Raw genomic sequence first — 25,637 nt, 5'->3', positions numbered from 1 at the left:
TTTCAGCAGTTTTCTGCTTTTATGTTAATTGTTGTGCTCCGTATCGACCTTTTACTTTATCCCTTTGACGATTTTTTCTCATCCTAAGCCACGAATTTCAACGCTTGTTTATCGCTCAAACGACCAAATTGACAGTGTTTTCATCTATTAAGCCACCAGACTCTCAATTCGATAATGATAGGTCTGGCGACATTAAATAACTGTGTTAGAATGCCAAATCACGTTTTTGGGCTAGGCAATGATACGGATTATACGTTGTCGGCTATTTTTCAGGGGAACGAGCAGTTTATGACTGATCTGGCATCATCTATTTCGCCAATTAATATCGAAGACGAACTAAAGAATTCGTACCTTGATTACGCCATGAGCGTTATCGTGGGACGTGCATTACCAGACGTGCGCGACGGCTTAAAGCCGGTTCATCGCCGCGTTCTGTTTGCCATGAGTGAATTGAAGAACGATTGGAACAAGCCTTACAAAAAATCTGCCCGTGTGGTCGGTGACGTCATCGGTAAATATCACCCCCATGGTGATTCTGCTGTTTATGACACTATCGTCCGTATGGCCCAGCCATTCTCATTGCGTTACACCTTAGTTGACGGCCAAGGTAACTTCGGTTCGGTCGACGGTGACTCAGCGGCGGCAATGCGTTATACCGAAATCCGTATGGATAAGTTAGCGCATCAATTACTCGCCGATCTTGAAAAAGAGACAGTGGATTTTGTCCCTAACTACGACGGCACAGAACAGATCCCTGCTGTACTACCCACACGCGTACCTAACCTGTTAATTAACGGTTCATCGGGTATTGCGGTTGGTATGGCGACCAACATCCCACCACACAACCTAACGGAAGTCGTGAAAGGCTGTTTGGCACTGATTGAAGAACCTTCACTGTCTATTGAACAGCTGATGGAATACATTCCTGGTCCGGATTTCCCAACTGCGGCAATTATCAATGGCCGTAAGGGCATTATTGATGCCTATAAAACCGGCCGTGGCCGCGCGATCATGCGTGCACTGGCGGATGTGGAAACCGAAGATAATGGCCGTGAACGCATTATCGTGACTGAAATCCCTTATCAAGTGAACAAAGCCCGTTTAATCGAGAAGATTGCCGAGCTGGTTAAAGATAAAAAGCTTGAAGGGATCAGCGGTCTACGCGACGAGTCTGATAAAGACGGTATGCGTATCGTTATCGAAATTAAGCGCGGCGAAGTGGGCGAGGTGGTATTAAACAACCTGTATGCTCAAACGCAAATGCAGTGTTCTTTCGGGATTAACATGGTGGCCCTGACCAATGGTCAGCCTAAACTGTTTAATCTGAAAGAAATGCTCGAATGCTTTATTCTGCATCGCCGTGAAGTCGTGACGCGCCGTACCGTATTCGAATTGCGTAAAGCCCGTGAGCGCGCCCATATTTTGGAAGCGCTGGCGGTTGCACTGGCTAACATCGACCCGATTATTGCACTGATCAAAGCCTCGCCAACGCCTGCGGATGCCAAAGTTAAATTGGTTGAGCAAGGTTGGGAATTAGGCCACGTTCAAGGCATGCTGGAAAAAGCGGGCGATGACGCCGCGCGTCCTGAGTGGTTAGAGCCACAATACGGTATCCGCGACGGTCAATATTTCCTGACTGAGCAACAAGCTCAGGCGATTCTAGAACTGCGTTTACACCGTTTAACCGGTCTTGAACACGATAAGATCATTGCCGAATACGAAGAGCTGCTCGAATTTATTGCGGGTCTGCTGTTTATTCTGCGCAGTCCTGAGCGTTTGATGGAAGTCATCAAGGAAGAGTTAGTTCAAATCCTTGAAGAATACGGTGATGCTCGTCGTACCGTGATCAATGCCAACGAAGTCGATATGAGTCTTGAAGACTTGATCAACGAAGAAGACGTTGTGGTGACACTGTCGCACTTAGGTTATGCCAAGTATCAACCCTTGACCGATTACCAAGCCCAGCGCCGTGGTGGTAAAGGTAAAGCGGCAACTAAAGTAAAAGACGAAGATTTCGTTGAAAAACTGTTAGTTGCCAATACCCATGACACCATTTTGTGCTTCTCTGACTTTGGTAAGATGTACTGGCTCAAAGTGTATCAATTGCCATTAGCGAGCCGTACGGCACGCGGTCGTCCAATTGTTAACTTGTTGCCGTTATCCGATGGCGAGCGCATTACTGCGATTCTGCCAGTACGTGAATACGCGGCTGACAAGTACATCATCATGGCGACCTCACACGGTACTGTGAAGAAAACCGCACTAACGGCCTATAGCAACCCTCGTGCAAACGGCATTATCGCCGTTAACCTCAAAGACGGTGACCAACTGATCGGTGTCGATATCACTAACGGTGATGACGAAATCATGTTGTTTTCGAACGAAGGTAAAGTGGTTCGCTTTGGTGAGAAAGTTCGTGATTCTGAAACAGGCGAAGTGAAAACCGATCCTGAAACTGGTGAAGAAGTTCTGTCGTTACGTCCTATGGGCCGTACTGCAACAGGCGTTCGTGGTATCCGTTTAGAAGAAGGTCAAAAAGTCGTGTCGCTAATCGTACCCAAAGGCGATGGCGCGATTCTGACTGTAACTGAAAACGGTTACGGTAAACGGACTCAACTGTCTGAATACCCAGCGAAGAGCCGTGCGACTAAAGGTGTGGTTTCTATCAAGGTGAGCGAACGTAACGGCGCAGTTGTTGGCGCAGTGCAAGTGGGTCTTAACGACGAACTGATGCTCATCAGTGATAAAGGCACCTTAGTGCGTACACCAGCGGGCGGCGTGTCTATCATTGGCCGTAACACCCAAGGTGTGACGATTATCCGCACCGCGGGCGACGAGAAAGTGGTTGGCCTGCAACGTATCGACGAAATCCAAAGTGATGAAGATGAAGTCGAGCTGGATGAAAACGGTTTACCGATTGTTCCTGTCATTATCGAAGGCGAATTAGCCGACGAGGCTCTTGATGAAGAGCTGGATGACGAAGAAGAGTTGGACGAAGATGAAGACGAGCTTGCTGATGATGAGCAAGACGAAGAGTAATTAAGTGTCATATTAACGAGCGTCCAATTGGACGCTCGTTTTTTTAATGGCATTGATTGTTGGTAGCATTGTTCGTTTTAGAATGGTTTCGTTTTATCAATACATACATCATGGTTGGGATTAAGGAGAGTGTCAGTGAGCGCGATTTATAATTTCTGTGCTGGACCTGCAATGTTACCCGCAGCGGTAATGAAAAAAGCACAACAGGAATTACTTGATTGGAATGGCCAAGGCGTTTCCGTGATGGAAATCAGCCACCGAAGTAAAGAGTTCATCGCGCTGACCGAGCAAGCCGAGTCCGATTTACGTGAACTGATGCAGATCCCTGCAAATTACCATGTGCTATTTATGCACGGCGGTGGTCGCGGCCAGTTCTCTGCTGTCGTGAATAATTTTCTCGGCGAGCAGGGTAAAGCCCTGTATTTAGTCAGTGGCCAATGGTCATCTGCCGCGTTAGTAGAAGCGCAGAAACTGGCGGGTGAAGCACAAATTGATAGTCTGAATATTGTTGAAAAACACAATGGACTCAATGCCGTTGTCCTACCTGACTTACATAAAATCGATGCCGATTACCGCTATGTTCACTACTGTCCAAATGAGACAGTAGATGGTATCGAAATTTTTGACGAATTAGACTCACCATGGCCAATTGTTGCCGATTTATCATCAACAATCATGTCCCGTGAAATCGATGTCAGCCGCTACGGCTTGATTTACGCCGGTGCGCAAAAGAACATAGGTCCATCGGGTCTGTCGATAGTGATAGTACGCGATGACATGTTAAAACTGCCGAGTTTACCGCAGTCGTCCATCATGGACTATCGTCTAGCCGTCGAGCATGATTCTATGTTCAACACGCCACCAACCTTTGCTTGGTACCTTGCCGCTGAAGTCTTTGCTTGGCTGAAATCGACTGGCGGTATTTCGAGTATTGCGAAAATTAATCAACAAAAAGCGCAGATGTTGTATCAATGCATTGATGGTAATGCTTTCTACCGTAATGGTGTTGTTGCAGCGAATCGCTCACAAATGAACGTGACCTTCCAGTTAGTCAACGAAGCGCTCGATGGTGAGTTCTTAAAGCAAGCACAAATTGCTGGACTCGTGGCCCTCAAGGGTCATCGCATTGTTGGCGGCATGCGTGCTAGCCTTTACAATGCGATGCCACTCGATGGCATAGTTGCCTTGGTCAAGTTTATGAACGAGTTTGCGGCTAAACATAGCTAGGCTTAGCTACTAGCTTGCAGCGCTCAGCGCCTAGGCTTTGCTGCCTGCAGATAAACGTTATGCTTATTGAATGTTTATCATCAGCTAGCCATTCCAAGTTAGCTATCCAAAGTTAGACATCCCAAAAGCGAATGCTCAAATGCATTCGCTTTTTTGTTGGCTGTAATTTATCGATTATTGGCGTTTGGCGTTAAGCAAGATGAACTTCGGAAGAACCTTATATTAAAGATAACTTGGATTAGAGATGGCTGGGATTAGAGAGGGCGGTGTGCAAGCCTGTGAGCTGGCGCGCATTACTGGGGAATATTCTCAGCAATGTGTTGGGTTAGTTGCATGCTATTGTTTATCATGCTTAAAAGTACGCGTTTGAGTGTGCATAGAAGATAAACCAATAGGATGTCACAGATGGATTTGGCCAAGCTTTCGCGCATTAGTATGAAGCATTTGATCACTTTGTATGTGATGCTCGATACCCTGAGCGTGACCGCCAGCGCCGAACGTTTATGTCTTAGCCCCTCATCCGTCAGTAAAACCTTAAGCCAGCTCAGGGACAGTTTGAACGATGAACTGTTCTACCGTAACGGCAACTCACTGGTTGCCACACCTTTGGCAAGACGATTAGGCCCAAGCGTGCAGCAAATGATCAATGATATGAATCAGATCATGAGTCAAGATGCGTTTAATCCAGCACATTTTGAGGGGCGTTTTTCACTTGCGATGCGCGAAAGCACCTTTGAACTGCTGGCCGCCAAATTAAGTGCCCATATTCTGAGCTTGGCTCCTAATATCCATCTCGATATTTATAGCAAAGACAATATCGGTTTTGATGGTCTTATTAAAGGCTCGTTAGATTTTGTGCTGTTACCCCATGATCTGAGCCAACCTAATTATCTTCAAGACGATCTGGTGTGGGAAACCTTGTTCAGCGATGAAATGGTCTGCCTGATGAACTCGTCCCATCCCTTGGCTAAACAGTCGCAGATCAGCTTCGATGATTACCTAAGTTACCGCCATATCGGCATTACCGATACGGATCTGAGTACGCCATTTTTTGATATTTTGCTCGCCCAGCAATCTAAAAAACGTGCTATACCCATTTCGCTCCCTGATTTTGGCAGCGCGGCGTTAATGTGCCACCACAGTGAATTGCTTTTTACTTGTTCACGCCGCTGGGCATCCATTGCCAGCCAAGCTAAAGGCTTAACCGTTAAATCCTTACCCATAGAATATGGCAAAGTGGCTTACAGTCTCGTTTGGCATAGACAAAGTATGAAAGATCCCGCGCTGCGCTGGCTGTACGAGCAAATTTTGCTTTGCAGTCGCTAAATATAGCAAGAGGGTAAGATAAGATTGGTGACGCCTCGCTTTGCAAGCTTTGCGGCTAAGCGTTCAATATCGGCTTGTGTGCAGCTTGGCCACGTTAACGCGTCGTCGACAACGCCATGGTGGTGAAAGGCATTTAACTTGACCCGTGTATCCGCACCTAGCTGAAGCAAATAGGTCGCCAGCGCTTCTATCTCCTGTTCATAATCCGTGATGCTCGGAATGTGCAGCAATCTCACTTCATACAGTTTTTGCTGTTGAGCCAATAGCTGAATGGATGTGAACACGGCATGGTTGTCCCGACCAGTAATGTATCTATGGGTATCTTGCTGCCACGCTTTGAGATCCACCATGGCGCCATCCAAAAAGGGCAGCAGTTTATGCCAACCAGTTAGACTCAAACTGCCATTGGTATCGAGCATACAACTCAAGTGTGATAACGATTCAGAGGCCTTAATCCCTTGAAACAACGCAATAATAAACGGTAGTTGCAGGCTCGCTTCGCCGCCGCTCACCGTAATGCCATTAATAAAGTGACGCTGACTATGGAGAATCCCTAATATCTCCTCGACTGTGTAATGCGTGACCTTAGGGCTCGCTTGTTTCGGGCACACGGCAAGACAGGTATCGCATTGACTACAACAATTCTTATCCCATTGAATGCGAGGCTTGTTATTGAGGTTTATCAATGTCAGCGCATTGTCAGGGCAGGCAGCGACACAATCGCCACAGGCATCGCACCCCCCTATGGTATGTGGATTATGACAGCTTTTGCATTGGTAGTTGCAGCCCTGCAAGAATAACACGAGCCTGCTGCCAGGCCCGTCGACGCAGGAAAAGGGCAATAGCTGACTGACCATTACTTGCCTATTCAAAGACACAAGGGGAGTGTTCATGGGCGATGACTCTTGCTTGGCGTTGTAATATTCCCGTATTAACCGCCGCTTCTGCGGCTAAGCCTGTGGTATTGAGGCGTGAGCCACATTGCTTAAATGCTTCAATGTCCGAGCGTTTTACCATATAGCCGGTCACGCGCATTAAATCGTTAGAGGCCACATTGGCGGTAAATTCCCTAAAACCTAACTCAAGCGCCGCTTTACACAGTTGGAACATGGCTTGGGGATTGGACTTTACGGTTTCATCGATAGTCAAAATATCGCTAATCCCCGCCGTATAAAACTGATGATGTTGCGCTAAGGCTTGAATGTGAGCGATGGGATTAGGTTCAGTACCATAGGGAATGCGAACACCTGGGGTCACGTCTTTGTCGATACTGATGCCGCCCTGTGAATGCAGCAGTGCTCGCCCATGGTAACCGTGCGCGACGGGTGTGGATTTCACTATGGCATCGAGCGTGGCAGAAATACGATAGCCCAGCTGATTTGCATCCGTTTCATGGCCATATCTCGCGTGTTTTGCTGGCTTAACTTCTCCACTGGCTGTTAATGATTGCAGAATATTCACCGCTTCCGCCATGCCGTAAATGCCAAACATAGGCGCAAAACGCGACTCATCAATCAATTGTTCTTTAACTAAAAAGCTGTCAAAGAAGTGTGATTCTTGATGCAAAAATGCCGAGCGCGCCTCGATAAGTTCAAAGGTGAGCGAGCAGTAATTTGGCAATACTGTATCAAAAAAATCGTTTATAGAATTTGCCTTTAACGCGACCTCTTTAAGATTGAGCCGCACTAAGGTATTAGCGCCGCCCGCTAACGGCAAGGCATTGTAGCAACTGACAATACCAAAACCGCGTGCATCAAACGCACTGGCATGCAGTGGATAATTCGCGATGTGCGGCTTACTGCATTGACAAATATTGGTGGTTGCGAGCAACAACAAATCATCTGGCGTAATGGCTGGGTCGTACATAAAGGTCAAATTGGGGGCAACTTGTTTTAATTCGGCATCAATACGCAGTAGGGTGCGACAAACAATGTTGTCTGTCGGGCCAATATTGACGTGCATAAAGGCATCGGGCAGGGTTCTGTCGAGCATGAGCCAGAACAATTTAAGTTTACGATAAAGTACCTCTGCATCCATTCCCTCGATGAAAGGCATTAATATGTCATCCAGCTGACCTAAATACACGGGGATATTGGTCACCGATGGCACATGATGATAAAGGATGGTCAAGGCATTGATGGCTTCATCTAAATCCTGCGCCGGTGAAAGCTCTAAATATTCTGAACCTTGCTTTAGATAGTGGGCATAATCTGGTAACACATAGCGTGGTTTAAATGGCGCATGGCCTTCAAACATGTCGCAAATAATACCATCATTCATCGCCGCTTTTACCTCAGTCGATATCGGCATGTAGGGCAAGCTCGCCTCAGCCTCCAACGCTAAGTAGTTGGATTTTTGCTTAGGTGAAAGCTGCGGGTTGGTGACGATTTGCAATAATTTATCTTGTAATAACATGGCGTAATATCCACAGGTTTTATGATGACCATTAATCTACTGGGCGACTCTGGCTTTAAAAAGTGAAAATAGCCGCAGCACTGATTGATGAAATGGAAATCCGCCGACCGAGGTCACAACTTGCGATTTATTTCATTAAACGACTGTTTTTTAAACGCGAGAAAGTAGTGTTTACCATTGAAAATAAAAGCTTGAACAGTGAGACCTAGCGTTGCTTGATAAGGTTTTGGGGATTTAGAACTGAAGGGAGGTTTGTTAACGCTGACGCAGTGGCATGATTGAAAAGCGTGACGCTTGTAAGGGCTTAATAAACTCTGCTGCATCCTGAATCGAAGCAATGCAGCAGAGTGAGCTGTGCAGATAAACTCAGCCGTGCTTAGAGCACTTTGGCGATCGATTGGGCTAAGTAATCGACGTTATCTTCACTGATCCCAGCAATACTGATGCGGCTTGAACCCACCATATAAATACTGAATTCTTTTTGTAGGCGCGCCACTTGCTCTGGATCCACCCCGAGGAAGGAGAACATGCCTTTTTGGCGGGCGATAAAGCTAAAGTCACGGTCTACGCCATTGGCTTTAAGTTTATCCACTAAAATGGCGCGGTTGCCGTTGATACGATCGCGCATTACTTTCAGCTCATCAAGCCATTCTTGTTTTAACTCCGCCGATCCTAAAATTGTCTCAACAATCGCGGCGCCGTGGGCAGGCGGCATAGAGTAGAGACAGCGAACCACATAAAGCAGCACAGATTGCGCGACATTGGCAGTATGGGCATCTTTGGCAATCACAGAGCAGGAACCGATACGCTCGCGGTACAGACCGAAGTTTTTCGAGCATGAGCTGCAAAGGATCATATTATCGACCGCTGCCGCCATTTTGCGCACGCCGTAGGCATCAATATCAACGCCATCACCAAAACCTTGGTATGCCATGTCAATCAGTGGAGTAAAGCCTTGCTCTTTTGTCAGGGCAACCACTTTATCCCATTGTTCTGTGGTTAAATCCATTCCGCTCGGGTTATGGCAACAGGCGTGGAATAACACCACATCATCAGGACTCACCTGCGATAGGGCAGCAAGCATCTCATCAAATTTCAATGATTTGCTATCGTAGTCATAATACGGATAGGTTTTAACGGTAATGCCAGCCGCTTCGAACAAACCGATGTGGTTTGCCCAAGTTGGGTCGCTTACCCATAACACCGCATTCGGGTTGCAGCGTTTGATAAAGTCGCCGGCCACGCGCAGTGCACCAGTACCACCGGGTGTTGAAACGGTGCGGATACGGTTAGCGATAATGGCACTGTGGTCAGCACCGAAGGCTAATTCTGTCATTAAGGTGTTGAATTGTGGCGAGCCTGTTGGGCCGATATACACTTTGGTGGTTTCGGTATCGAGACGGAATTTCTCGGCTTTTTTCACGCAACTGAGGATCGGGGTAACGCCTGTAGGGTCTTTATAAACGCCCACACCTAAATCCACTTTTTGTGGGTGGGTGTCTTCGCGGTACTGAGTCAACAAGCCAAGGATGGGATCTGCTGGCATTGCGATGAGTGAGTTAAACATAGCTCCATCTACCTTTCTGGTTATAGTGCAAACGTGATTGTTTGTATCAGATATGCGTTATTTATCGTTTGGAGCTTAGAATAGCGCGGAAAGGTAAAGTATTTAAAGTGAAAACTGTGATTACACACCAGTTATCTTGGCAAAAAAGTCTGCAAAAAATACGGTTAAATCCTAAATTAACCGCTTAAATTTTGCGTTTTTGTTATTTTTACACTGAACTCAGTAAATAATCTGACCAAAATGCCATTTTTCTCGAAAAAACGGTTGAATCCTTAGCGACAATCGGTAATTTTATAACGACGAAGCACCAACAAGGCCCCAATCTCCTTTTATTTGTAATCTTAACTTGACGCTGTGTAGCGTGAAGTTGCCATTTTGCGTATTCAGTCCGCGTGATCGTGATGATGACGCCCTATAGAGAAAGAAGATTTATTCATGAAGCAATTACGTCTTGAACCTGTTGTGCAAGTCCGCGGTGAGATCAATATTCCGGGCTCAAAAAGTATTTCAAATCGTGCCTTACTATTGGCCACCTTAGCCCAAGGCACGACCACGCTCACCAATCTGCTCGACTCAGATGATATTCGCCACATGCTGGCCTCCCTCAAGCAGTTAGGGGTGAACTACCGTTTATCGCAAAACAATACTGTGTGTGAACTCGATGGCTTAGACGGTGTGATCTCCTCTGAATCTGCGCAGGAATTATTTTTAGGTAATGCAGGCACGGCAATGCGCCCCTTGTGCGCCGCCTTAACTCTTGGCCAAGGCGAATTTACCCTCACGGGCGAACCGCGTATGGAAGAGCGCCCGATTGGCGACTTAGTCGATGCCTTAAGGCAACTCGGTGCCAATGTCGTTTACCTTAAAAATGACGGTTTCCCTCCGCTGACGATTAATGCCACCGGTCTTAATGGCGGCGATGTTGAGATTGCGGGTGACTTATCAAGTCAATTTTTAACCGCCTTATTGATGGTGGCGCCGCTCGCAAAGGGCAGCGTGAATATCCATGTCAAAGGCGAGTTAGTCTCTAAGCCTTATATCGATATCACTATCGCCTTGATGGCGCAGTTCGGCGTTAAAGTCATTAACCATAACTATGCCCGTTTTGAGATTGTTGCAGGCCAGCGTTATATATCACCGGGTAAAGTATTGGTAGAAGGTGATGCGTCATCGGCATCGTATTTCCTCGCCGCAGGGGCGATAAAGGGCGGCGAAGTCAAAGTCACCGGTGTGGGCCGTTTAAGTATTCAAGGCGATGTGAAATTTGCCGATGTGCTCGAAAAAATGGGCGCAGATATCGAGTGGGGCGATGACTATATTATCGCGCGTGGATCTCAATTAACGGCGGTTGATTTGGACATGAACCACATTCCCGATGCGGCCATGACCATTGCAACTGCCGCGTTATTTGCTAAAGGCACTACGGTTATCCGCAATATCTACAACTGGCGTATTAAAGAAACCGACCGTTTAGCGGCTATGGCGACGGAATTACGTAAAGTAGGCGCCGAGGTGGAAGAGGGGAACGATTACATTAAAATCACCCCACCTGCTGTGATTAACACCGCCGAAATTGATACCTACAATGATCACCGCATGGCTATGTGCTTTTCGATGCTGGCCTTTGCTGATTGCGGTATTACCATCAATGACCCTGATTGTACTTCTAAAACATTCCCAGACTACTTTAAGCAGTTTGCGAGTCTGCAAGGCTAAGCCAATCTGCTTCGTCATTGTTACAACTATCGATGTCAAGAATAGTCAGCCGTATTTGCGCGGCTGCTAATCTTCATAAAAAATCCACGGATTTTGTTTGTCTTTTGTTGTACAATGCTGCGCGCTCATTTTCGGGGGCTCACTTGATGAACTCACGGATGATGGTTATTTTTTGCGGAGGAATGTATGTCTGAACGGGCTCCTGTAGTCACAATCGACGGCCCAAGTGGTGCTGGCAAAGGTACAATTAGTCAATTATTGGCTCAGCATCTAGGTTGGCAACTACTTGATAGTGGTGCTATTTACCGAGTTCTTGCGCTCGCAGCAATTCATCATAACGTTGAACTGGAAAATGAAGAATCGATCACGCTGTTAGCGGCACATCTCGATGTGAAGTTTTTAACAGGCAATGATACCGATCCGGTTCAAGTGATATTGGAAGGTGAAGACGTCACCACCGACATTCGCACTCAAGAGTGCTCGAATGCCGCTTCAAAAGTCGCCGCGTTTCCACGGGTGAGAGAAGCGTTATTACGTCGTCAACGGGCCTTTAAAACGGCGCCAGGATTAATTGCCGATGGTCGCGACATGGGAACTGTGGTTTTCCCAAGTGCGCCGGCAAAATTATATTTAACCGCCTCAGCTGAAGAGCGTGCCCAAAGACGCTATAATCAGTTGCAGGACAAGGGCTTCGATGTTAATATCGAGCGCCTTTTAAGTGAAATTATCGAACGTGATGACCGCGATATGAATCGTCCGGTGGCTCCTTTAGTCCCCGCCGAGGACGCGCTCATTATCGATACAAGCGGAAAGGGTATTGATGAAGTGTTAGCGCTTGCGCTTAACTTTATCAACCAAAAATTATCCGACACTAACTAAGTTAGCCCACCGGATAGGTATTCGTATTAAGGATGATACGGATAATTTGACTGACTCCACGTCTAGGACGGACAGTGGTTTAATAAAGAAAGTAACCTAAACATGACTGAATCTTTTGCTGATCTATTTGAACAATCCCTTCAAACTCTGGAATTCCGTCCAGGTTCTATCGTTCGTGGTACTGTTGTATCAATCAAAAACGGTATGGTACTGGTTGACGCGGGTCTGAAGTCTGAAAGCCCAATCCCAGCTGAACAATTCAAAAACGCTCAAGGTGTTTTAGAAATCGCTGTTGGTGATGAAGTTGACGTAGCTCTTGACTCTGTTGAAGACGGCTTCGGTGAGACTCAACTGTCTCGCGAAAAAGCGAAACGTCATGAAGCTTGGATCGTTCTGGAAAAAGCTTATGAAGATGCTGAAACTGTAATCGGTATCATCAATGGTAAAGTTAAAGGCGGTTTCACTGTTGAATTAAACGGTATCCGTGCCTTCTTACCAGGTTCTCTAGTTGACGTGCGCCCAGTTCGCGACACCGCTCACTTAGAGTACAAAGAATTAGAATTCAAAGTTATCAAGCTAGACCAGAAGCGTAACAACGTTGTTGTTTCTCGTCGTGCAGTTATCGAATCAGAAAGCAGCGCTGAGCGTGATGCACTGTTAGAAAACCTGCAAGAAGGTCAAGCAGTTAAGGGGATCGTTAAGAACCTGACTGACTACGGTGCATTCGTAGATTTAGGTGGTGTTGACGGTCTGCTACATATCACAGATATGGCGTGGAAACGTGTTAAACATCCATCAGAAATTGTCAATGTTGGCGATGAAATCAACGTTAAAGTACTGAAGTACGATCGTGAGCGCACTCGTGTGTCTCTAGGTCTGAAACAACTTGGCGAAGATCCATGGTTAGAAATCAGCAAACGCTACCCAGAAAACACACGTTTAACTGGTCGCGTTACTAACCTAACTGACTACGGTTGCTTCGTAGAAATCGAAGAAGGCGTTGAAGGTCTGGTTCACGTTTCTGAAATGGATTGGACTAACAAGAACATTCACCCATCTAAAGTTGTTAACTTAGGTGATGAAGTTGAAGTTCTGGTTCTGGACATCGATGAAGAGCGTCGTCGTATTTCTCTTGGTCTGAAACAATGTAAGACCAACCCATGGGATGACTTCGCAACTCGTTACAACAAAGGCGACAAGGTTTCTGGTAAGATCAAGTCAATCACTGACTTCGGTATCTTTATCGGTCTTGACGGCGGTATCGATGGTCTAGTTCACCTGTCTGACATTTCTTGGAACGGTACTGGCGAAGACGCAGTTTCTGAATACAAGAAAGGCGATGAAATCCATGCAGTGGTTCTGTCTGTAGATCCAGAGCGTGAGCGCATCAGCTTAGGTGTTAAGCAAACTGAAGATGATCCATTTAACGCATACTTGGCTGACAAGAAGAAAGGTACTATCGTAAACGGTACTGTTTCTGCTGTTGATGCTAAAGGTGTAACTGTTGAACTGGCTGACACTGTTGAAGGTTACATCCGTGTAGCTGACATTTCACGTGAGCGTATCGAAGATGCATCTACTGTCTATAATGTAGGTGATGCAATCGAAGCTAAGTTCATGGGTGTTGACCGTAAGAACCGCTCTATCAGCCTGTCAATCAAAGCGAAAGACGAAGCTGAAGAGAAAGAAGTAATGGCGACTCTGAACAAACAAGATGACGCTGTTATTAGCAATGCAATGGCTGAAGCGTTTAAAGCAGCTCGTAAATAATCGCCTGTTGTTTGGGGAGACTTCTCTCCCCATTAGGCGACTGTGTTTGGCTTGATAATAGGGGATAGCTAGGATGACGAAATCTGAACTTATCGAAAAACTCGCCACCAGGCAGTCGCAGCTGTCGGCGAAAGAGGTTGAAGGCGCAATCAAAGAAATGTTGGAGCAAATGGCAACAACATTAGAAAGCGGTGATCGTATTGAGATCCGTGGCTTTGGTAGTTTCTCGCTTCACTATCGTGCACCGCGGACTGGCCGTAATCCAAAGACTGGTTCATCAGTCGATTTGGAAGGTAAATACGTCCCGCACTTTAAGCCAGGCAAAGAACTGCGCGAGCGTGTTGACGCCGTTAATGTGTGATTGACCGCATAGTAAAAAGCCTCCGTTAGGAGGCTTTTTTGTATCTATTGCAAGGCAATGCTGGTCAGCTCAGTGAATTTCTTGGATAATCATTAAATTGAAACGCGTTTAGGGAGTGCAGCGTGAAATCATTTGTAGCAACTGTGCTTGTGGCACTGTTATTTATTCTGGCGTTGATCTTTGGCGCGCGTAACGAACAAGTGGTGACCATCAGCTATTTTGTCGCACAGGGTGAATATCGTTTACCTGTTGTGCTAGCGATCGTCTTTTTTGGTGGTTTCATCTTGAGCTGGTTAGTTGCAAGCTACTATATCGTGCGCTTGAAATTGAGCTTAGCGACAACGAAAAAGAAACTAAACCAAGTGATGGCTAAAGCCCCTCAGGATGTAGACGCCTAATATGCTTGAGATACTCTTTCTGTTGCTTCCCATTGCTGCCGCCTACGGTTGGTATATGGGGCGACGGAGCATAAGGCAGAATCAAAGCAATCAACGTAAACAATTGAGCCGGGACTATTTTACTGGCCTCAATTTCTTACTGTCGAACGAATCGGATAAAGCCGTTGATTTGTTTATCAGTATGCTAGATGTTGACGATGAAACCATAGATACCCATCTGTCACTCGGTTCGCTGTTTCGTAAGCGAGGCGAGGTCGACCGCTCCATTCGTATCCATCAGAATTTAATTGCCCGTCCAAACCTAGCCAATGAGCAGCGCGACATCGCTATGATGGAGCTGGGTAAAGATTATCTGGCTGCGGGTTTTTACGACAGGGCCGAAGAAATCTTTATCAACTTGGTTAGCCAAGATGATCACAGCGAAGAATCTGAAACTCAACTGATTGCTATCTATCAAGTGATTAAAGAGTGGCAAAAAGCCATTGATATCACTAAGCGTCTAAGTCGTAAACGTCAGCAAGTCTTAAAGCCGTTAACGGCTCATTTCTATTGCCAGTTAGCCGATGAAGCCAGCGACGATGCACAGAAGATTAAACTGCTGCAACAGGCGCTGAAGCAAGATCCCCAATGCGGCCGAGCGTTATTGACCTTAGCGAAAAAATACCTCGATATTCAAGATTATGCCCAGTGCAAGCAAATGCTGCTGCAACTGAAAAAAGCCGATATCGAGCTTTTTGCCGATGCAATCCCCACGGCCAAACAAGTTTATCGCGACACACAAGACAAAGAAGGCTTCCAAGAGTTACTGGCGGGCGCCATGGCCGATGGCGCGGGTGCTTCTGTAGTTGTCGCCTTAGCGCAGCACATGATAAGTCTGGATGAGATTAAAGCGGCAGAGACCATGGTGCTCGATGCCCTATATCGGCATCCGACCATGAAAGGTTTTCAGCACTTGATGCAAATGCATTTGCGTCAAGCAGAGGAAGGGCAAGCCAAGCAAAGTTTAACTATGCTAGAGCAGCTCGTTGAGCAACAAATTAAATTCCGTCCAAGCTACCGTTGTAAAGAGTGTGGTTTCCCTTCCCATGCCCTTTACTGGCATTGTCCTTCCTGTAAAAACTGGGGCAGTATCAAGCGGATCAGAGGCTTAGACGGCGAGTAAATAAGATAATATCTATAGTTAGTGTAACTCTGTTGGAGAGATGATGACGACTAAACCTATCCTCGTAGCGCTTGATTACGATAACAAAAACCACGCTTTACAACTGATAGAAAAACTCGATCCCAACATGTGCCGCCTTAAAGTCGGCAAAGAAATGTTTACCCTGTTTGGCCCGCAACTGGTGAAAGATATCCATGAACGTGGCTTTGATTTGTTCCTCGATTTGAAATTTCACGATATTCCCAATACTGTCGCCAAAGCCGTGGCCGCTGCCGCAGAGCTGGGTGTATGGATGACGAACGTCCATGCCAGTGGTGGTTTAGCCATGATGGAAGCGGCCAAAAAGGCCTTGCTGCCATACGGCGACAATGCGCCTATGCTGATCGCTGTGACGGTATTAACCTCCATGAGTGATGATGATCTTAAATTACTCGGCATCAATGTGCCTGCGTTTGAGCATGTGCAACGTTTAGCTAAGCTGACCCAGCAAGCAGGACTCGACGGCGTGGTGTGTTCAGCCCAAGAGGCGACAGCGTTGAAATCGCTGTTAGGTCAGGATTTCAAACTCGTTACGCCGGGGATCCGCCCAGTAGGTAGCGATGCTGGCGATCAACACCGGGTGATGACGCCGCCTCAAGCGATTGCAGCGGGTTCAGATTACTTAGTGATTGGCCGTCCAATCACCAAAGCCGCCGATCCGTTAGCGGCATTGCAAGCGATTCACCAATCATTGGCATAAAATAATTAATCACACCCTGAGTGCATATCTCACAGTTCACGGAGAACGCCCATGTTTAATGCTACGATGTTTAACTATCAAGGTAAGAATGTTGTCGTTGTCGGTGGCACCAGTGGGATAAATCTCGCCATTGCAATTGCGTTCGCGCAGGCTGGCGCCAATGTCGCAGTCGCGAGTCGCAGCCAAGATAAAGTTGATGCCGCGGTATTGCAGCTGCAACAGGCCAATCCTGATGGTATTCATTTAGGTGTGAGTTTTGATGTGCGCGATCTTAGCGCCCTTGAAGTCGGTTTTGATAAAGTCGCTTCTGAGTTTGGTTTTATCGATGTGCTGGTAAGCGGCGCGGCGGGTAATTTCCCTGCCAGCGCCGCAAAGCTTTCGGCTAATGGGTTTAAGTCGGTGATGGACATTGATTTGCTGGGCAGTTTTCAAGTGCTAAAGCAGGCTTATCCTTTGCTACGTCGCCCCAATGGCAATATTATCCAGATTTCGGCGCCGCAGGCTTCGATTGCTATGCCCATGCAAGTTCATGTGTGTGCGGCAAAAGCGGGCGTGGATATGCTGACGCGAACCTTAGCGTTAGAGTGGGGCTGTGAAGGGCTGAGAATTAATTCGATTATGCCAGGCCCTATAGCTAACACTGAAGGCTTTAATCGCCTTGCACCCAGCGCCGCATTACAGCAAAAGGTTGCCCAATCCGTTCCATTAAAACGCAACGGCGCAGGCCAGGATATTGCTAATGCTGCGTTATTTTTAGGCTCTGAATTGGCGTCCTATATTACGGGAGTTGTGCTGCCGGTTGATGGCGGTTGGTCACTTGGCGGCGCCAGTATTGCGATGACAGAGCTTGGCGAACTGGCCGCGAAAATGTAGTTTGGTTTTAGATGTTTGGTATTCAAAATCGAGAACTTTGATTTTATAGAAATTAAGTAGGTAATGATCCATGGCTAATGCATTACAAGAGCAGCTACTCAAAGCAGGGCTTGCCAGTAAACAAAAGGTTCGCGACGTTAAGACCCAAAAACGCCGTGACAAAAAATCCCGAATTGATGATGGCTCCAGTGCTTTTAAGCAAGAAGTGGCCGAGCAAAAACGTCTGCAGGCGCTAAAAGATAAAGCGCTGAACGAACAACGTTTTGCAGAGGCATCAGAACGTGGACAGGTGCGCGGTTTAATCACTGAGTTCACTAAGTCTGCGATTAAGATCCCAACTTATGCTGAAGTGAAGTTTAACTATACTCTTGATAATAAAATCTATTCTTTATACATAGATGAAAAACTGCAGGCAGAATTGCTCAAAGGGCAGTTAGGCATAGTGCGCTACGAAGATAAGAGTTACTTAGTACCACATAAGTTAGCCGAGCGAGTGAAACTGCTGGTGCCGCAGTGGTGCGGTTATCTGTGGCAACAGGATGAATCTAAAGCTGTGGTGGTTGAAGATGATCCCTATGCGGATTATGCGATCCCAGATGATTTAATGTGGTAATAAGCACAAGCTTGTGAGCTAACGCTGCGACAATCCTGTGGTAAAGCTTATAAAATAGAGACCCTTAAGTTCATGCTTAAGGGTTTTTTTATGGGTTGAATTTATACTTTGCTCACGTACCTCCATATTATTCGCGGCTGTATTTGTAATGAGATTGTTTTCTACAGTGAACTGGTATAAATTAAAACAACTGTTTTAATCCTACGTTTAAGAGTCTACCAATGAACCCTTATCAAGCCCCGTTGACGGATATGCGTTTCCTACTGGAACAGGTATTTGATGCCCCAAACACTTGGGCACAATTGCCTGAGATTGCTGAAATGGTCGATATCGACACGGCCAATGCCATTCTTGAAGAAGCAGCCAAGATCAGCAGTGAGTTGATCCATCCGCTGAACCGGACGGGCGATGAGCAGGGCGTGTTACATCAAGATAATCAAGTGATTACCCCTGATGGCTACAAAGCCGTTTATGAACAGTACTCGCAGGGCGGTTGGATTGGTTTGTGTGGCGATCCTGAATTTGGTGGCATGGGCATGCCAAAGATGCTGGGGATCTTAGTCGACGAAATGGCTTACAGTGCCTGTAATGCATTTACGCTTTATGGCTCGTTAACTGCGGGTGCGGCTTTATGTATCAATGCCCACGGCAGCGAAGCATTAAAACAAGCTTATTTGCCTAAGTTATATTCCGGCGAATGGGCGGGTGCTATGGATATGACAGAGCCGCAAGCGGGTTCTGATCTGCGTAATATTCGCACTCGAGCTTTACCGCAGGATGATGGTAGTTATGCCATTACGGGCAGCAAGATTTTCATTACGGGTGGCGATCACGATTTAACTGAAAACGTCATCCACTTAGTGCTTGCCAAGCTACCGGATAGCAAAGGGATTTCACTCTTCCTAGTGCCTAAAATATCGGTAAATACCGATGGCAGCTTAGCGAATGCGAATGGTGTATCAGTCGGTTCTATCGAGCACAAGATGGGCCTTAAAGGTTCAGCAACGTGTGTGATGAACTTTGATAATGCACAAGGTTTCTTGATTGGTGAACCCAATCGCGGTCTCGTATGCATGTTCACTATGATGAACTACGAGCGTTTAGCGATTGGTATACAAGGTCTGGGCAGTGCTCAGGCGGCGTATCAGATGGCAGCTGATTATGCTAAAGAGCGTAATCAAGGCGTTGCCGCTGGCGGCTCGCCGACGGGCAGTGAATCTGATCCTATTATCGTCCACGGCGATGTGCGCCGTATGTTGTTGACCATTCGAGCGATGACAGAAGCGGGCCGTGCTTTGTCTGTGTTTACTGGGCAACAGCTAGATTTGGCCAAATATGCTCAAGATGAAGTTAAAGCCAAAGCAGCGCGTTATGTGGGTTTATTAACGCCAGTCGCTAAAGCCTTTTTAACCGATCGCGGTCTTGATGCGACGATCATGGCGCAGCAAGTCTTTGGTGGACATGGTTATATTCGTGAAACGGGTATTGAGCAATTAGTCCGTGATACCCGTATCGCACAGATTTATGAAGGCACCAATGGCATTCAAGCCATCGATTTCCTCGGCCGTAAAGTCACGGGCGATAATCTTGCCGCATTAAATGAATTTGTCGCTGACTTGAAAGCACAAATGCGCGCATTTACTCACGTTGATGCGGTGAAAGTGGCGGCAGTATGCGCACGTTTAGATGCATTAGTTATAGTCGCTGAGTCGATCAATGAGCACAAAGTCGCTCAACCTGCGCTTATTAATGCTTGCGCGGTCGACTTTTTAGATGCCTTTGGTTATACCCTTTATGGTTTCTACTGGTTGGCTATGGTCGATAAAGTCGCTGATCATGAAGATAAAGCTTTCGCCGAGCAGAAAGCCTATTTAGCTAAGTTCTATTTTGATAAGTTACTGCCTAAAGCGGATTACCATATCGCTCAAGTCAGAGCCGGTGATGCGACCACTATGGCTATGCCTGCAGAGTTGTTTTAACAAGGCTTTGATAGATTCGTTTAAATAAAAACGAAATAAAAACGAGAAAAGCACTGATGACTCAGTGCTTTTTTGTTTTATATCATGCTGTTTCTACTCGGCAGTATTTAATCTTGGACCGAGTGAGCAGCGGTACTAAGCGCTGCTGTGGTGGGGGATGGCACTTGCAGCACTGAAATCAATTGCTTGAGAAACTCGGCATTAAACGATGGTTTATGCTGATGTTTAAGCTCGGGACTCATGCCATTCTCAAGCACCACAAACAGGGTGTCACTGTGCTCAGGCAAACGGATAAACCCCGCTAAGTTAGACACGCCTTGCATCGAGCCTGTTTTAGCAAAAATTTGCTGTTTCAGCGGCGGCTTGTTGTAACCCATGCGATACCTTAAGGTGCCGCTTATTCCTGCTTGCGGCAGACTGGTTAATAACGGGCTAAAGCGGCTGTCCTTATGGATGAGTGCCAATACCGCCGCTAACTGCTGGGCATTGAGCAAGTTATAGCGTGACAGCCCTGAACCATCGACAATGTTAGCGTTACTCAAATCGACGCCTAACTCCGTTAAAATCCGCTGCATGGCTGCCGCGCCATTAGTAAAGCTACCTTGGGCATTGAAATAACTTTTGCCAAGCTGTTTAAACAGGCTATCAGCAATCAAATTATCCGACTTGAGCAGCATAGTATCGAGCAGTTCAGGCAGTGGCGCCGAGCTATGGTTGGCAATCAGTTTCGCCTTTTTGGGCAAGCTTGTGCCGAGCTTAACTTTACCCGCGAGTGACATCTCGCCTTTGAGCAGCGAGGTGAGGTTATCTTGGGCAAATTTGAACGGATCGCTGACCGCAATCGCCAGCCCAATCGCTTCACCGCCCGGATAACAGCCACGTAGATGATAGTTGTTTTGGCCTAGTCGCACCAAATCGAGCTGGCAAAATTCACGACTCGCCTTGGGATCAAATACCGCATCGCTGCTGACTTTTACCCCATAACTCCCCGTGCGCAGGCTCACCTGCGATGGTTTATTGGCCGTGCTGGGGTTGAACTGACCATAGACGCAGTTTTGATTGATAATGTAACTCGACACTGGCGCGGCAAAACAAATGCCTAAGTCATCCCAAACCCAACCAGGGGCCTGCATTTGCTCTTGTTTATCGCCGAGCAAATACAGATGTCCATCAATGCGATTAATGCCTTGTTTCACGAGACTGGCAAAAATGGCCTTGAGATCGGCTTGAGTGAACGTCGGATCGCCACTAAAACGCAGATAAGCGCTGCCGGCGATATGGCCCTTGCGTATTGGTGCGTCCGTCCATAATTCAGTGACATAACGAAAATCAGGCCCAAGCTGGGCCATGGCACTCACAGCTGTGAGCAACTTTTGCGTGCTGGCGGGAATAAACAGCGTCTCGGCCTGTTGGCTAAAGATCACTTGATTGCTCGACATGTCCATTGCCAGCAGTGCAATTTGCGAGTGACGAGGGCTGATTTTGCTGACCGCTTGGCTAAGCGAAGTGGTTCGGGTCTCTATCGCTCCAGCGTCGATTTGCTCAGCGCGGGCGAGATTGTGGCTCGCCGCTAGGAGAAGGCTGGCATACAGAGTGGTTTTCAGTAACGTTTCCATGTTAGCGATTGGCCATTTTTATTAAGAACATCATGGGCCTTCAGGTTAAAGTGAAACAATGCAGGGCTAATCTTCACTGCTGCCGTCATCCTTTTCCATCAAGCGATATAAACGTAGGGTAACAAACAATACCAGTCCGATAAACAGTGGCAGGATCAGTAATCCCAATTGGGCTTTAAAATGGAAAATACCCCAAGCAAACAGCAGTGTCAGCGCTAACGTCAGCAGAATTTTTTTGTTCATGGTTTTGGTCTTTTATCGTGTTGATTCAATCGCAAATAGGCGTTTTAGTTTACGCTAAATCATTGGGTTCGGGGTAAACGAAATAGGTTTGAAGATTATTTTGTGATTTGACCGACATTTTTGCAGATATTCAGTAAAGCCAGCGACGGTTTGTATAGGCAGCTTGCGTTAAACATCATTTAATTCAGGGACTGTCAGGTTAATATAGAAGCGATAATATTCACACTTTTGCATTGCCCTTAACATGATAGTTGTACCAAAAAATCAGCCCTTAAATGTGGTTGTAATCCTTGCCCAAAAGACATGATTTCTAGCTAAATAGTGGCGCTACAGCGGGATAACATCGCGTAAGGTCAAATTACCAGCAAAACCGCGAGCTTTAACAGAGCTTTTGGGAGAAAAGTCTTGCCGAGACGAGGTGAAGTCGGTAATTTCTACCCCTTACGATTTTAGGTTCTTAGGTAACAACTAAACCATGCCACATATTAGTATGCGCGGCTTACCACAAGCGGTCGTTGCAGCGTTCAGCCAAACATTACTGCAGTCATTGGCGGATATATGTAAAGGTAATGCAGAGAGTTTCACGTTAGATTGGATCCCAAGCATCAGTTTTCGAAATGGAAAAATTGATCAACGCTTCGTCCAAGTTGAGTTACTCTGGTTCCCTAAGGACCCTGATATCCATCTTAAAGTAGAACAAACGATCAGGCAGGCAGTGACAGAGGCCTATCCAGAGTTAACACATATTGCTGTGATGTTTTTATCACTGAACCCCAGTGCTTCCTATCGGGGTGGTCAGCATGATTAAAGGAGGATGCCTTGCTAGATAAGCTTGGTGGAATAGCCGTTCAACCCGAGGCTTTAACGTGGTTGCTCACGCCATGCCGTTTCAAGGCAGAATTACTCGCTCGTATCGCGAGCGCCAAGCACAGTATTTATATTGCGGCGCTGTATTTAGAAGATGACGAAGCTGGCCGTGAAGTATTACAAGCCCTGATGGATGCCAAAGCGGCAAATCCAGCGCTTGATGTCAAAGTTTTAGTGGACTTTCACCGCGCAAGACGCGGTTTGATTGGCCATAAAGGCGATAGCGGTAACTATTTAATGTACCGCAAAGTGATGGCTGAAGCCGAACATCCTATCGATATCTTAGGTGTCCCCGTTAAGTCCCGTGAATTTATGGGCGTACTGCATCTAAAGGGCTTTATTATCGATGATGCGGTGATCTATAGCGGTGCCAGTCTCAATAATATCTATTTACAACAAAATGATAAGTATCGTTTCGACCGTTATCACTTGATTGAGTCGGCCGAGTTAGCCCGCAGTATGCGTGCGATGATCCAGAAAAATATCATTGCCGATCCTGCCGTGTGTTCGTTAACCCAAGACGCAGAGCAAGAAGTACTGCCACCTAAGACTGACATGCGCAGCTTTAAGCTGAGATTGTCTGACGCGGAGTACCAGTTTAAGGAAACCCGTGATGGCAACCGCATCACGCCGTTACTTGGGCTAGGGCGCAAGAAAAACTTACTCAATAAAGTGGTTGTCGCCTTGGTGGAAGAGTCAAAGGACTCGCTGTTTATTTGCACGCCCTATTTTAATCCGCCGTACATTTTAGTGCGCGCTTTAGCTAAGCATTTACGCAATGGCAAACGTATCGATATCGTGGTGGGCGACAAGACGGCTAACGATTTTTATATTCCGCCTGAGCAGGATTTCTCCACCATAGGTGCCTTGCCCTATATGTATGAGCAATCATTGCGTAAGTTTGCTAAACGCCAACAGTGGGCGATTGATAATGGCCAGCTGAATATCCATCTGTGGAAACACGGCATCAACAGTTATCACCTCAAGGGCATCAGTGCCGACGGCAATAAGCATTTGATCACAGGCTCTAACCTGAATCCAAGAGCTTGGGCGCTGGATCTTGAGAATGGTTTGTTGATCCAAGATGAAATTGGTTGCTGGAAAGCTCAGTTTGAAGCCGAGCAGGCGCATATTCTTGAGCACACACAGCGGTTATATCACTACAGCCAAGTGGATACCTTGCAGAGTTATCCTGCACCTGTGAAGAAGATCATGACCCGAATTCGTCGCCTTAAAGCCGACTTTTTACTGCGCCGCATTCTGTAACGCTGGGTTCTATAGCACAACGTATTTGCCAATATTTCTGTTTAAGTACAGTTTGTTACCGATTAAAAAAGCCCACATCAATGTGGGCTTTTTTGTTAAATTACGATAATAGATTTTGCTTAAGCTAAGAACGCTATGACTTCAATTTTTCGGCATTAAATCTATGGTTTTAAATCTATAGTTTTAAATCTAGGATCTTAAATTTAGGACATTAAATCTGTGGCATCAAATTGTGGTGAGTGTCATTTTGATCTCTGGCGTAATACAAAGACAAAATCACTAACACCACCATGACAGCGCTTAATAAACCTATGCTCAACTGGCCGCCCATAGGCACTAAAGACATAGTCAATGCGGCAAGTCCGGCACCAAAATTTTGTAATCCTCCCAGTAATGCCCCTGCAATTCCTGCTTGACGTGGAAATGGCTCTAAAGCCGCCGAGGTCAGGGTAGGGAATAACATACCAGCGCCACTGAAGAATAAAATCGATCCAACCAGTAAACTCCAACCGACGACTAAATTGAAAAGCCCCGGGATCAACATGAATAAGGCGCCAGCGCCAAGCAGCGCAACACCTTGATAGATAACTCTTCGTGGCTTATTTTGTCGACCTGCGATCAGCGCGCCCAATAAATAGCCTGGAATCGGCGCCACAAAATAACAACTGACCATGAAGGGCGTCAGTGCAAGATATTGACCATAGAGTACGCCTGCAATCGCTTCAAATGCCGCAATACCCGCAAAGGTCGCGATCAAAGAAAACAAGTAAGCGCGAAATGCTCTATGGCGCAGGACATGCCGATAGGATGCGATAACGGCTTGATGTTCTCGCTGCGCCTTAGGTAATGACTCTTTAAAGGCGAATATCAATAACAGCCAGACCACAGCACCGAATCCCGCTAACACCCAGTACACAGCTTGCCAGCCAAAATAAGCTGCACTGGCGCTACCGATAAATGGTGCCAGTAAAGGTAAAAACACTACGGCCATTGATACATAGCTATTAAATTTAACCAGTCGGTCGCCAAAGTAATGATCGCGGGGAATGCTCCGGCATAAAGCGCCCGCGCTGGCTGTGCCTAATCCTTGGATAAGGCTCGCCATAATCAGTTGGTTAAAGCTTGTGGCCTGAGCCGCAAACACTGCACCTATAATAAAAATTGCGATACCCACGACGAGTGGCATTTTACGACCAACGCGATCTGACACTGGGCCATACACAAATTGAAACATCCCATAGGAGAGTAAGTAACAGGCCATCACTGCTTGTAGCTGACTGGCGTCCACATGGAGCCCGAGTGCAATTTGCGGAAGGGCAGGCACAAAAATCGTTTGCGCCATTTGGCCACAGGCGACCATAAAGACAATCATTAACAGTAAACTAGACTGACTCGCCGTTGGAGCGATATCGTGATGAATAGGAGAGTGAGGCGTGCCTGACATGATATTTCCGAAAAAGGTCACTTAATGTATTTGCGCGCATCTTACTCCCTAAAAGCGTAACTTCAAGTGTCAATCATATTGATTTGATGAAATAATTTTTAATGCGACGCATAAGTTTTTCTCTTCATTTTTAGCTG

20 protein-coding genes and 1 pseudogene are annotated in these 25,637 nt (G+C 46.6%); 15 read left to right on the top strand and 6 right to left on the bottom strand.

Annotated elements, in window-relative coordinates; genetic code table 11:
• Positions 1 to 288: 288 nt before the first annotated feature.
• From gyrA to Q4Q49_RS01070, 3 genes are all read left to right on the top strand, one after another.
• Positions 289 to 3,039, top strand: a complete 2,751-nt coding sequence (gene gyrA, locus Q4Q49_RS01080; RefSeq protein ID WP_259509730.1) for a DNA gyrase subunit A — start codon at positions 289 to 291, stop codon at positions 3,037 to 3,039.
• A 135-nt stretch (positions 3,040 to 3,174) separates the two neighbouring features.
• Entirely contained in the window at positions 3,175 to 4,266 is a 1,092-nt protein-coding gene (gene serC, locus Q4Q49_RS01075) for a 3-phosphoserine/phosphohydroxythreonine transaminase (RefSeq protein ID WP_006081726.1), read from the top strand.
• A gap of 405 nt (positions 4,267 to 4,671) precedes the next feature.
• Positions 4,672 to 5,592, top strand: a complete 921-nt coding sequence (locus Q4Q49_RS01070; RefSeq protein ID WP_311998406.1) for a LysR family transcriptional regulator — start codon at positions 4,672 to 4,674, stop codon at positions 5,590 to 5,592.
• On the opposite strand, the gene Q4Q49_RS01065 is transcribed toward Q4Q49_RS01070, so the two are convergent.
• The 3 genes from Q4Q49_RS01065 to Q4Q49_RS01055 all read right to left on the bottom strand — a co-directional run bounded on the left by Q4Q49_RS01065 (position 5,589) and on the right by Q4Q49_RS01055 (position 9,574).
• A complete protein-coding gene (locus tag Q4Q49_RS01065) occupies positions 5,589 to 6,485 on the bottom strand; it encodes a YjjW family glycine radical enzyme activase (protein WP_311891705.1) in 897 nt (298 codons plus the stop codon). The two genes, Q4Q49_RS01070 and Q4Q49_RS01065, sit on opposite strands and share 4 nt — an antisense overlap.
• Positions 6,457 to 8,007 carry a YjjI family glycine radical enzyme gene (locus tag Q4Q49_RS01060; RefSeq protein ID WP_311998405.1) on the bottom strand — a complete coding sequence of 517 codons (1,551 nt, stop codon included), beginning with the start codon at positions 8,005 to 8,007 and terminating at the stop codon, positions 6,457 to 6,459. Before Q4Q49_RS01060 ends, Q4Q49_RS01065 begins: the two co-directional genes overlap by 29 nt.
• Before the next feature lie 376 nt (positions 8,008 to 8,383).
• Positions 8,384 to 9,574 (bottom strand): amino acid aminotransferase, encoded by a 1,191-nt coding sequence (locus Q4Q49_RS01055; protein ID WP_311998404.1) that lies wholly within the window; start codon positions 9,572 to 9,574, stop codon positions 8,384 to 8,386.
• Positions 9,575 to 10,009: 435 nt separating this feature from the next.
• Here Q4Q49_RS01055 and aroA point away from each other — a divergent pair, with 435 nt between their 5' ends.
• From aroA to Q4Q49_RS01005, 10 genes and pseudogenes are all read left to right on the top strand, one after another.
• The gene (gene aroA, locus Q4Q49_RS01050) at positions 10,010 to 11,290 is read left to right on the top strand and encodes a 3-phosphoshikimate 1-carboxyvinyltransferase (RefSeq protein WP_311998403.1); all 1,281 of its coding nucleotides are present in this window, start codon (positions 10,010 to 10,012) and stop codon (positions 11,288 to 11,290) included.
• A 186-nt stretch (positions 11,291 to 11,476) separates the two neighbouring features.
• Positions 11,477 to 12,169 (top strand): (d)CMP kinase, encoded by a 693-nt coding sequence (cmk, locus tag Q4Q49_RS01045; RefSeq protein WP_006081720.1) that lies wholly within the window; start codon positions 11,477 to 11,479, stop codon positions 12,167 to 12,169.
• Between the two features lie 99 nt (positions 12,170 to 12,268).
• Positions 12,269 to 13,939 (top strand): annotated as a pseudogene (gene rpsA, locus Q4Q49_RS01040) (30S ribosomal protein S1); the annotation flags it as partial.
• 73 nt (positions 13,940 to 14,012) lie between these two features.
• Complete coding sequence (gene ihfB, locus Q4Q49_RS01035) at positions 14,013 to 14,300, top strand: integration host factor subunit beta (RefSeq protein ID WP_006081718.1); 288 nt, start codon at positions 14,013 to 14,015, stop codon at positions 14,298 to 14,300.
• Between the two features lie 122 nt (positions 14,301 to 14,422).
• The gene (locus Q4Q49_RS01030; RefSeq protein WP_311998402.1) at positions 14,423 to 14,698 is read left to right on the top strand and encodes a lipopolysaccharide assembly protein LapA domain-containing protein; all 276 of its coding nucleotides are present in this window, start codon (positions 14,423 to 14,425) and stop codon (positions 14,696 to 14,698) included.
• A gap of 1 nt (position 14,699) precedes the next feature.
• Positions 14,700 to 15,860, top strand: a complete 1,161-nt coding sequence (gene lapB / locus Q4Q49_RS01025) for a lipopolysaccharide assembly protein LapB (RefSeq protein ID WP_006086760.1) — start codon at positions 14,700 to 14,702, stop codon at positions 15,858 to 15,860.
• A gap of 43 nt (positions 15,861 to 15,903) precedes the next feature.
• Entirely contained in the window at positions 15,904 to 16,599 is a 696-nt protein-coding gene (pyrF, locus tag Q4Q49_RS01020; protein ID WP_311998401.1) for an orotidine-5'-phosphate decarboxylase, read from the top strand.
• 51 nt (positions 16,600 to 16,650) lie between these two features.
• Positions 16,651 to 17,472, top strand: coding sequence for an SDR family oxidoreductase (locus Q4Q49_RS01015; RefSeq protein ID WP_011846777.1), 822 nt, complete (start codon positions 16,651 to 16,653; stop codon positions 17,470 to 17,472).
• Between the two features lie 70 nt (positions 17,473 to 17,542).
• On the top strand, positions 17,543 to 18,085 hold the full coding sequence (locus Q4Q49_RS01010; RefSeq protein WP_011846778.1) for a DUF2058 domain-containing protein: 543 nt from the start codon (positions 17,543 to 17,545) through the stop codon (positions 18,083 to 18,085).
• Positions 18,086 to 18,306: 221 nt separating this feature from the next.
• Entirely contained in the window at positions 18,307 to 20,064 is a 1,758-nt protein-coding gene (locus Q4Q49_RS01005) for an acyl-CoA dehydrogenase family protein (RefSeq protein ID WP_012089278.1), read from the top strand.
• Positions 20,065 to 20,171: 107 nt separating this feature from the next.
• Here the strand turns inward: Q4Q49_RS01005 and dacB are convergent, their stop codons facing one another.
• Entirely contained in the window at positions 20,172 to 21,680 is a 1,509-nt protein-coding gene (dacB, locus tag Q4Q49_RS01000; protein WP_311998400.1) for a D-alanyl-D-alanine carboxypeptidase/D-alanyl-D-alanine-endopeptidase, read from the bottom strand.
• A 66-nt stretch (positions 21,681 to 21,746) separates the two neighbouring features.
• A complete protein-coding gene (locus Q4Q49_RS00995) occupies positions 21,747 to 21,923 on the bottom strand; it encodes a hypothetical protein (RefSeq protein ID WP_006086754.1) in 177 nt (58 codons plus the stop codon).
• 475 nt (positions 21,924 to 22,398) lie between these two features.
• Here Q4Q49_RS00995 and Q4Q49_RS00990 point away from each other — a divergent pair, with 475 nt between their 5' ends.
• Together Q4Q49_RS00990 and pssA are read left to right on the top strand one after the other, a co-directional pair.
• Positions 22,399 to 22,731, top strand: a complete 333-nt coding sequence (locus Q4Q49_RS00990; RefSeq protein WP_006081709.1) for a DUF1904 domain-containing protein — start codon at positions 22,399 to 22,401, stop codon at positions 22,729 to 22,731.
• Positions 22,732 to 22,742: 11 nt separating this feature from the next.
• Positions 22,743 to 24,056: a CDP-diacylglycerol--serine O-phosphatidyltransferase gene (pssA, locus tag Q4Q49_RS00985; RefSeq protein WP_220590300.1), complete on the top strand. Its 1,314-nt coding sequence runs from the start codon at positions 22,743 to 22,745 to the stop codon at positions 24,054 to 24,056.
• Between the two features lie 211 nt (positions 24,057 to 24,267).
• On the opposite strand, the gene emrD is transcribed toward pssA, so the two are convergent.
• Positions 24,268 to 25,500, bottom strand: coding sequence for a multidrug efflux MFS transporter EmrD (emrD, locus tag Q4Q49_RS00980; protein WP_311998398.1), 1,233 nt, complete (start codon positions 25,498 to 25,500; stop codon positions 24,268 to 24,270).
• Positions 25,501 to 25,637: the final 137 nt, after the last annotated feature.

Origin of the sequence: Shewanella sp. SP1S1-7 (assembly GCF_031932105.1) — a bacterium.
Lineage (GTDB): Bacteria > Pseudomonadota > Gammaproteobacteria > Enterobacterales > Shewanellaceae > Shewanella > Shewanella baltica.
This window is presented reverse-complemented; position numbering and strand designations above follow the sequence as displayed.

What these genes read in the sequence shown, in the direction of transcription:
- Q4Q49_RS00995 (WP_006086754.1), bottom strand. Translation starts at nt 21,923, where the DNA reads ATGAACAAAAAAATTCTGCTGACGTTAGCGCTGACACTGCTGTTTGCT.
- pyrF (WP_311998401.1), top strand. Translation starts at nt 15,904, where the DNA reads ATGACGACTAAACCTATCCTCGTAGCGCTTGATTACGATAACAAAAAC.
- gyrA (WP_259509730.1), top strand. Translation starts at nt 289, where the DNA reads ATGACTGATCTGGCATCATCTATTTCGCCAATTAATATCGAAGACGAA.
- emrD (WP_311998398.1), bottom strand. Translation starts at nt 25,500, where the DNA reads ATGTCAGGCACGCCTCACTCTCCTATTCATCACGATATCGCTCCAACG.
- Q4Q49_RS01015 (WP_011846777.1), top strand. Translation starts at nt 16,651, where the DNA reads ATGTTTAATGCTACGATGTTTAACTATCAAGGTAAGAATGTTGTCGTT.
- Q4Q49_RS01065 (WP_311891705.1), bottom strand. Translation starts at nt 6,485, where the DNA reads ATGAACACTCCCCTTGTGTCTTTGAATAGGCAAGTAATGGTCAGTCAG.
- Q4Q49_RS01070 (WP_311998406.1), top strand. Translation starts at nt 4,672, where the DNA reads ATGGATTTGGCCAAGCTTTCGCGCATTAGTATGAAGCATTTGATCACT.
- Q4Q49_RS01060 (WP_311998405.1), bottom strand. Translation starts at nt 8,007, where the DNA reads ATGTTATTACAAGATAAATTATTGCAAATCGTCACCAACCCGCAGCTT.
- dacB (WP_311998400.1), bottom strand. Translation starts at nt 21,680, where the DNA reads ATGGAAACGTTACTGAAAACCACTCTGTATGCCAGCCTTCTCCTAGCG.
- Q4Q49_RS01005 (WP_012089278.1), top strand. Translation starts at nt 18,307, where the DNA reads ATGAACCCTTATCAAGCCCCGTTGACGGATATGCGTTTCCTACTGGAA.
- cmk (WP_006081720.1), top strand. Translation starts at nt 11,477, where the DNA reads ATGTCTGAACGGGCTCCTGTAGTCACAATCGACGGCCCAAGTGGTGCT.
- aroA (WP_311998403.1), top strand. Translation starts at nt 10,010, where the DNA reads ATGAAGCAATTACGTCTTGAACCTGTTGTGCAAGTCCGCGGTGAGATC.
- Q4Q49_RS01010 (WP_011846778.1), top strand. Translation starts at nt 17,543, where the DNA reads ATGGCTAATGCATTACAAGAGCAGCTACTCAAAGCAGGGCTTGCCAGT.
- ihfB (WP_006081718.1), top strand. Translation starts at nt 14,013, where the DNA reads ATGACGAAATCTGAACTTATCGAAAAACTCGCCACCAGGCAGTCGCAG.
- Q4Q49_RS01055 (WP_311998404.1), bottom strand. Translation starts at nt 9,574, where the DNA reads ATGTTTAACTCACTCATCGCAATGCCAGCAGATCCCATCCTTGGCTTG.
- Q4Q49_RS00990 (WP_006081709.1), top strand. Translation starts at nt 22,399, where the DNA reads ATGCCACATATTAGTATGCGCGGCTTACCACAAGCGGTCGTTGCAGCG.
- lapB (WP_006086760.1), top strand. Translation starts at nt 14,700, where the DNA reads ATGCTTGAGATACTCTTTCTGTTGCTTCCCATTGCTGCCGCCTACGGT.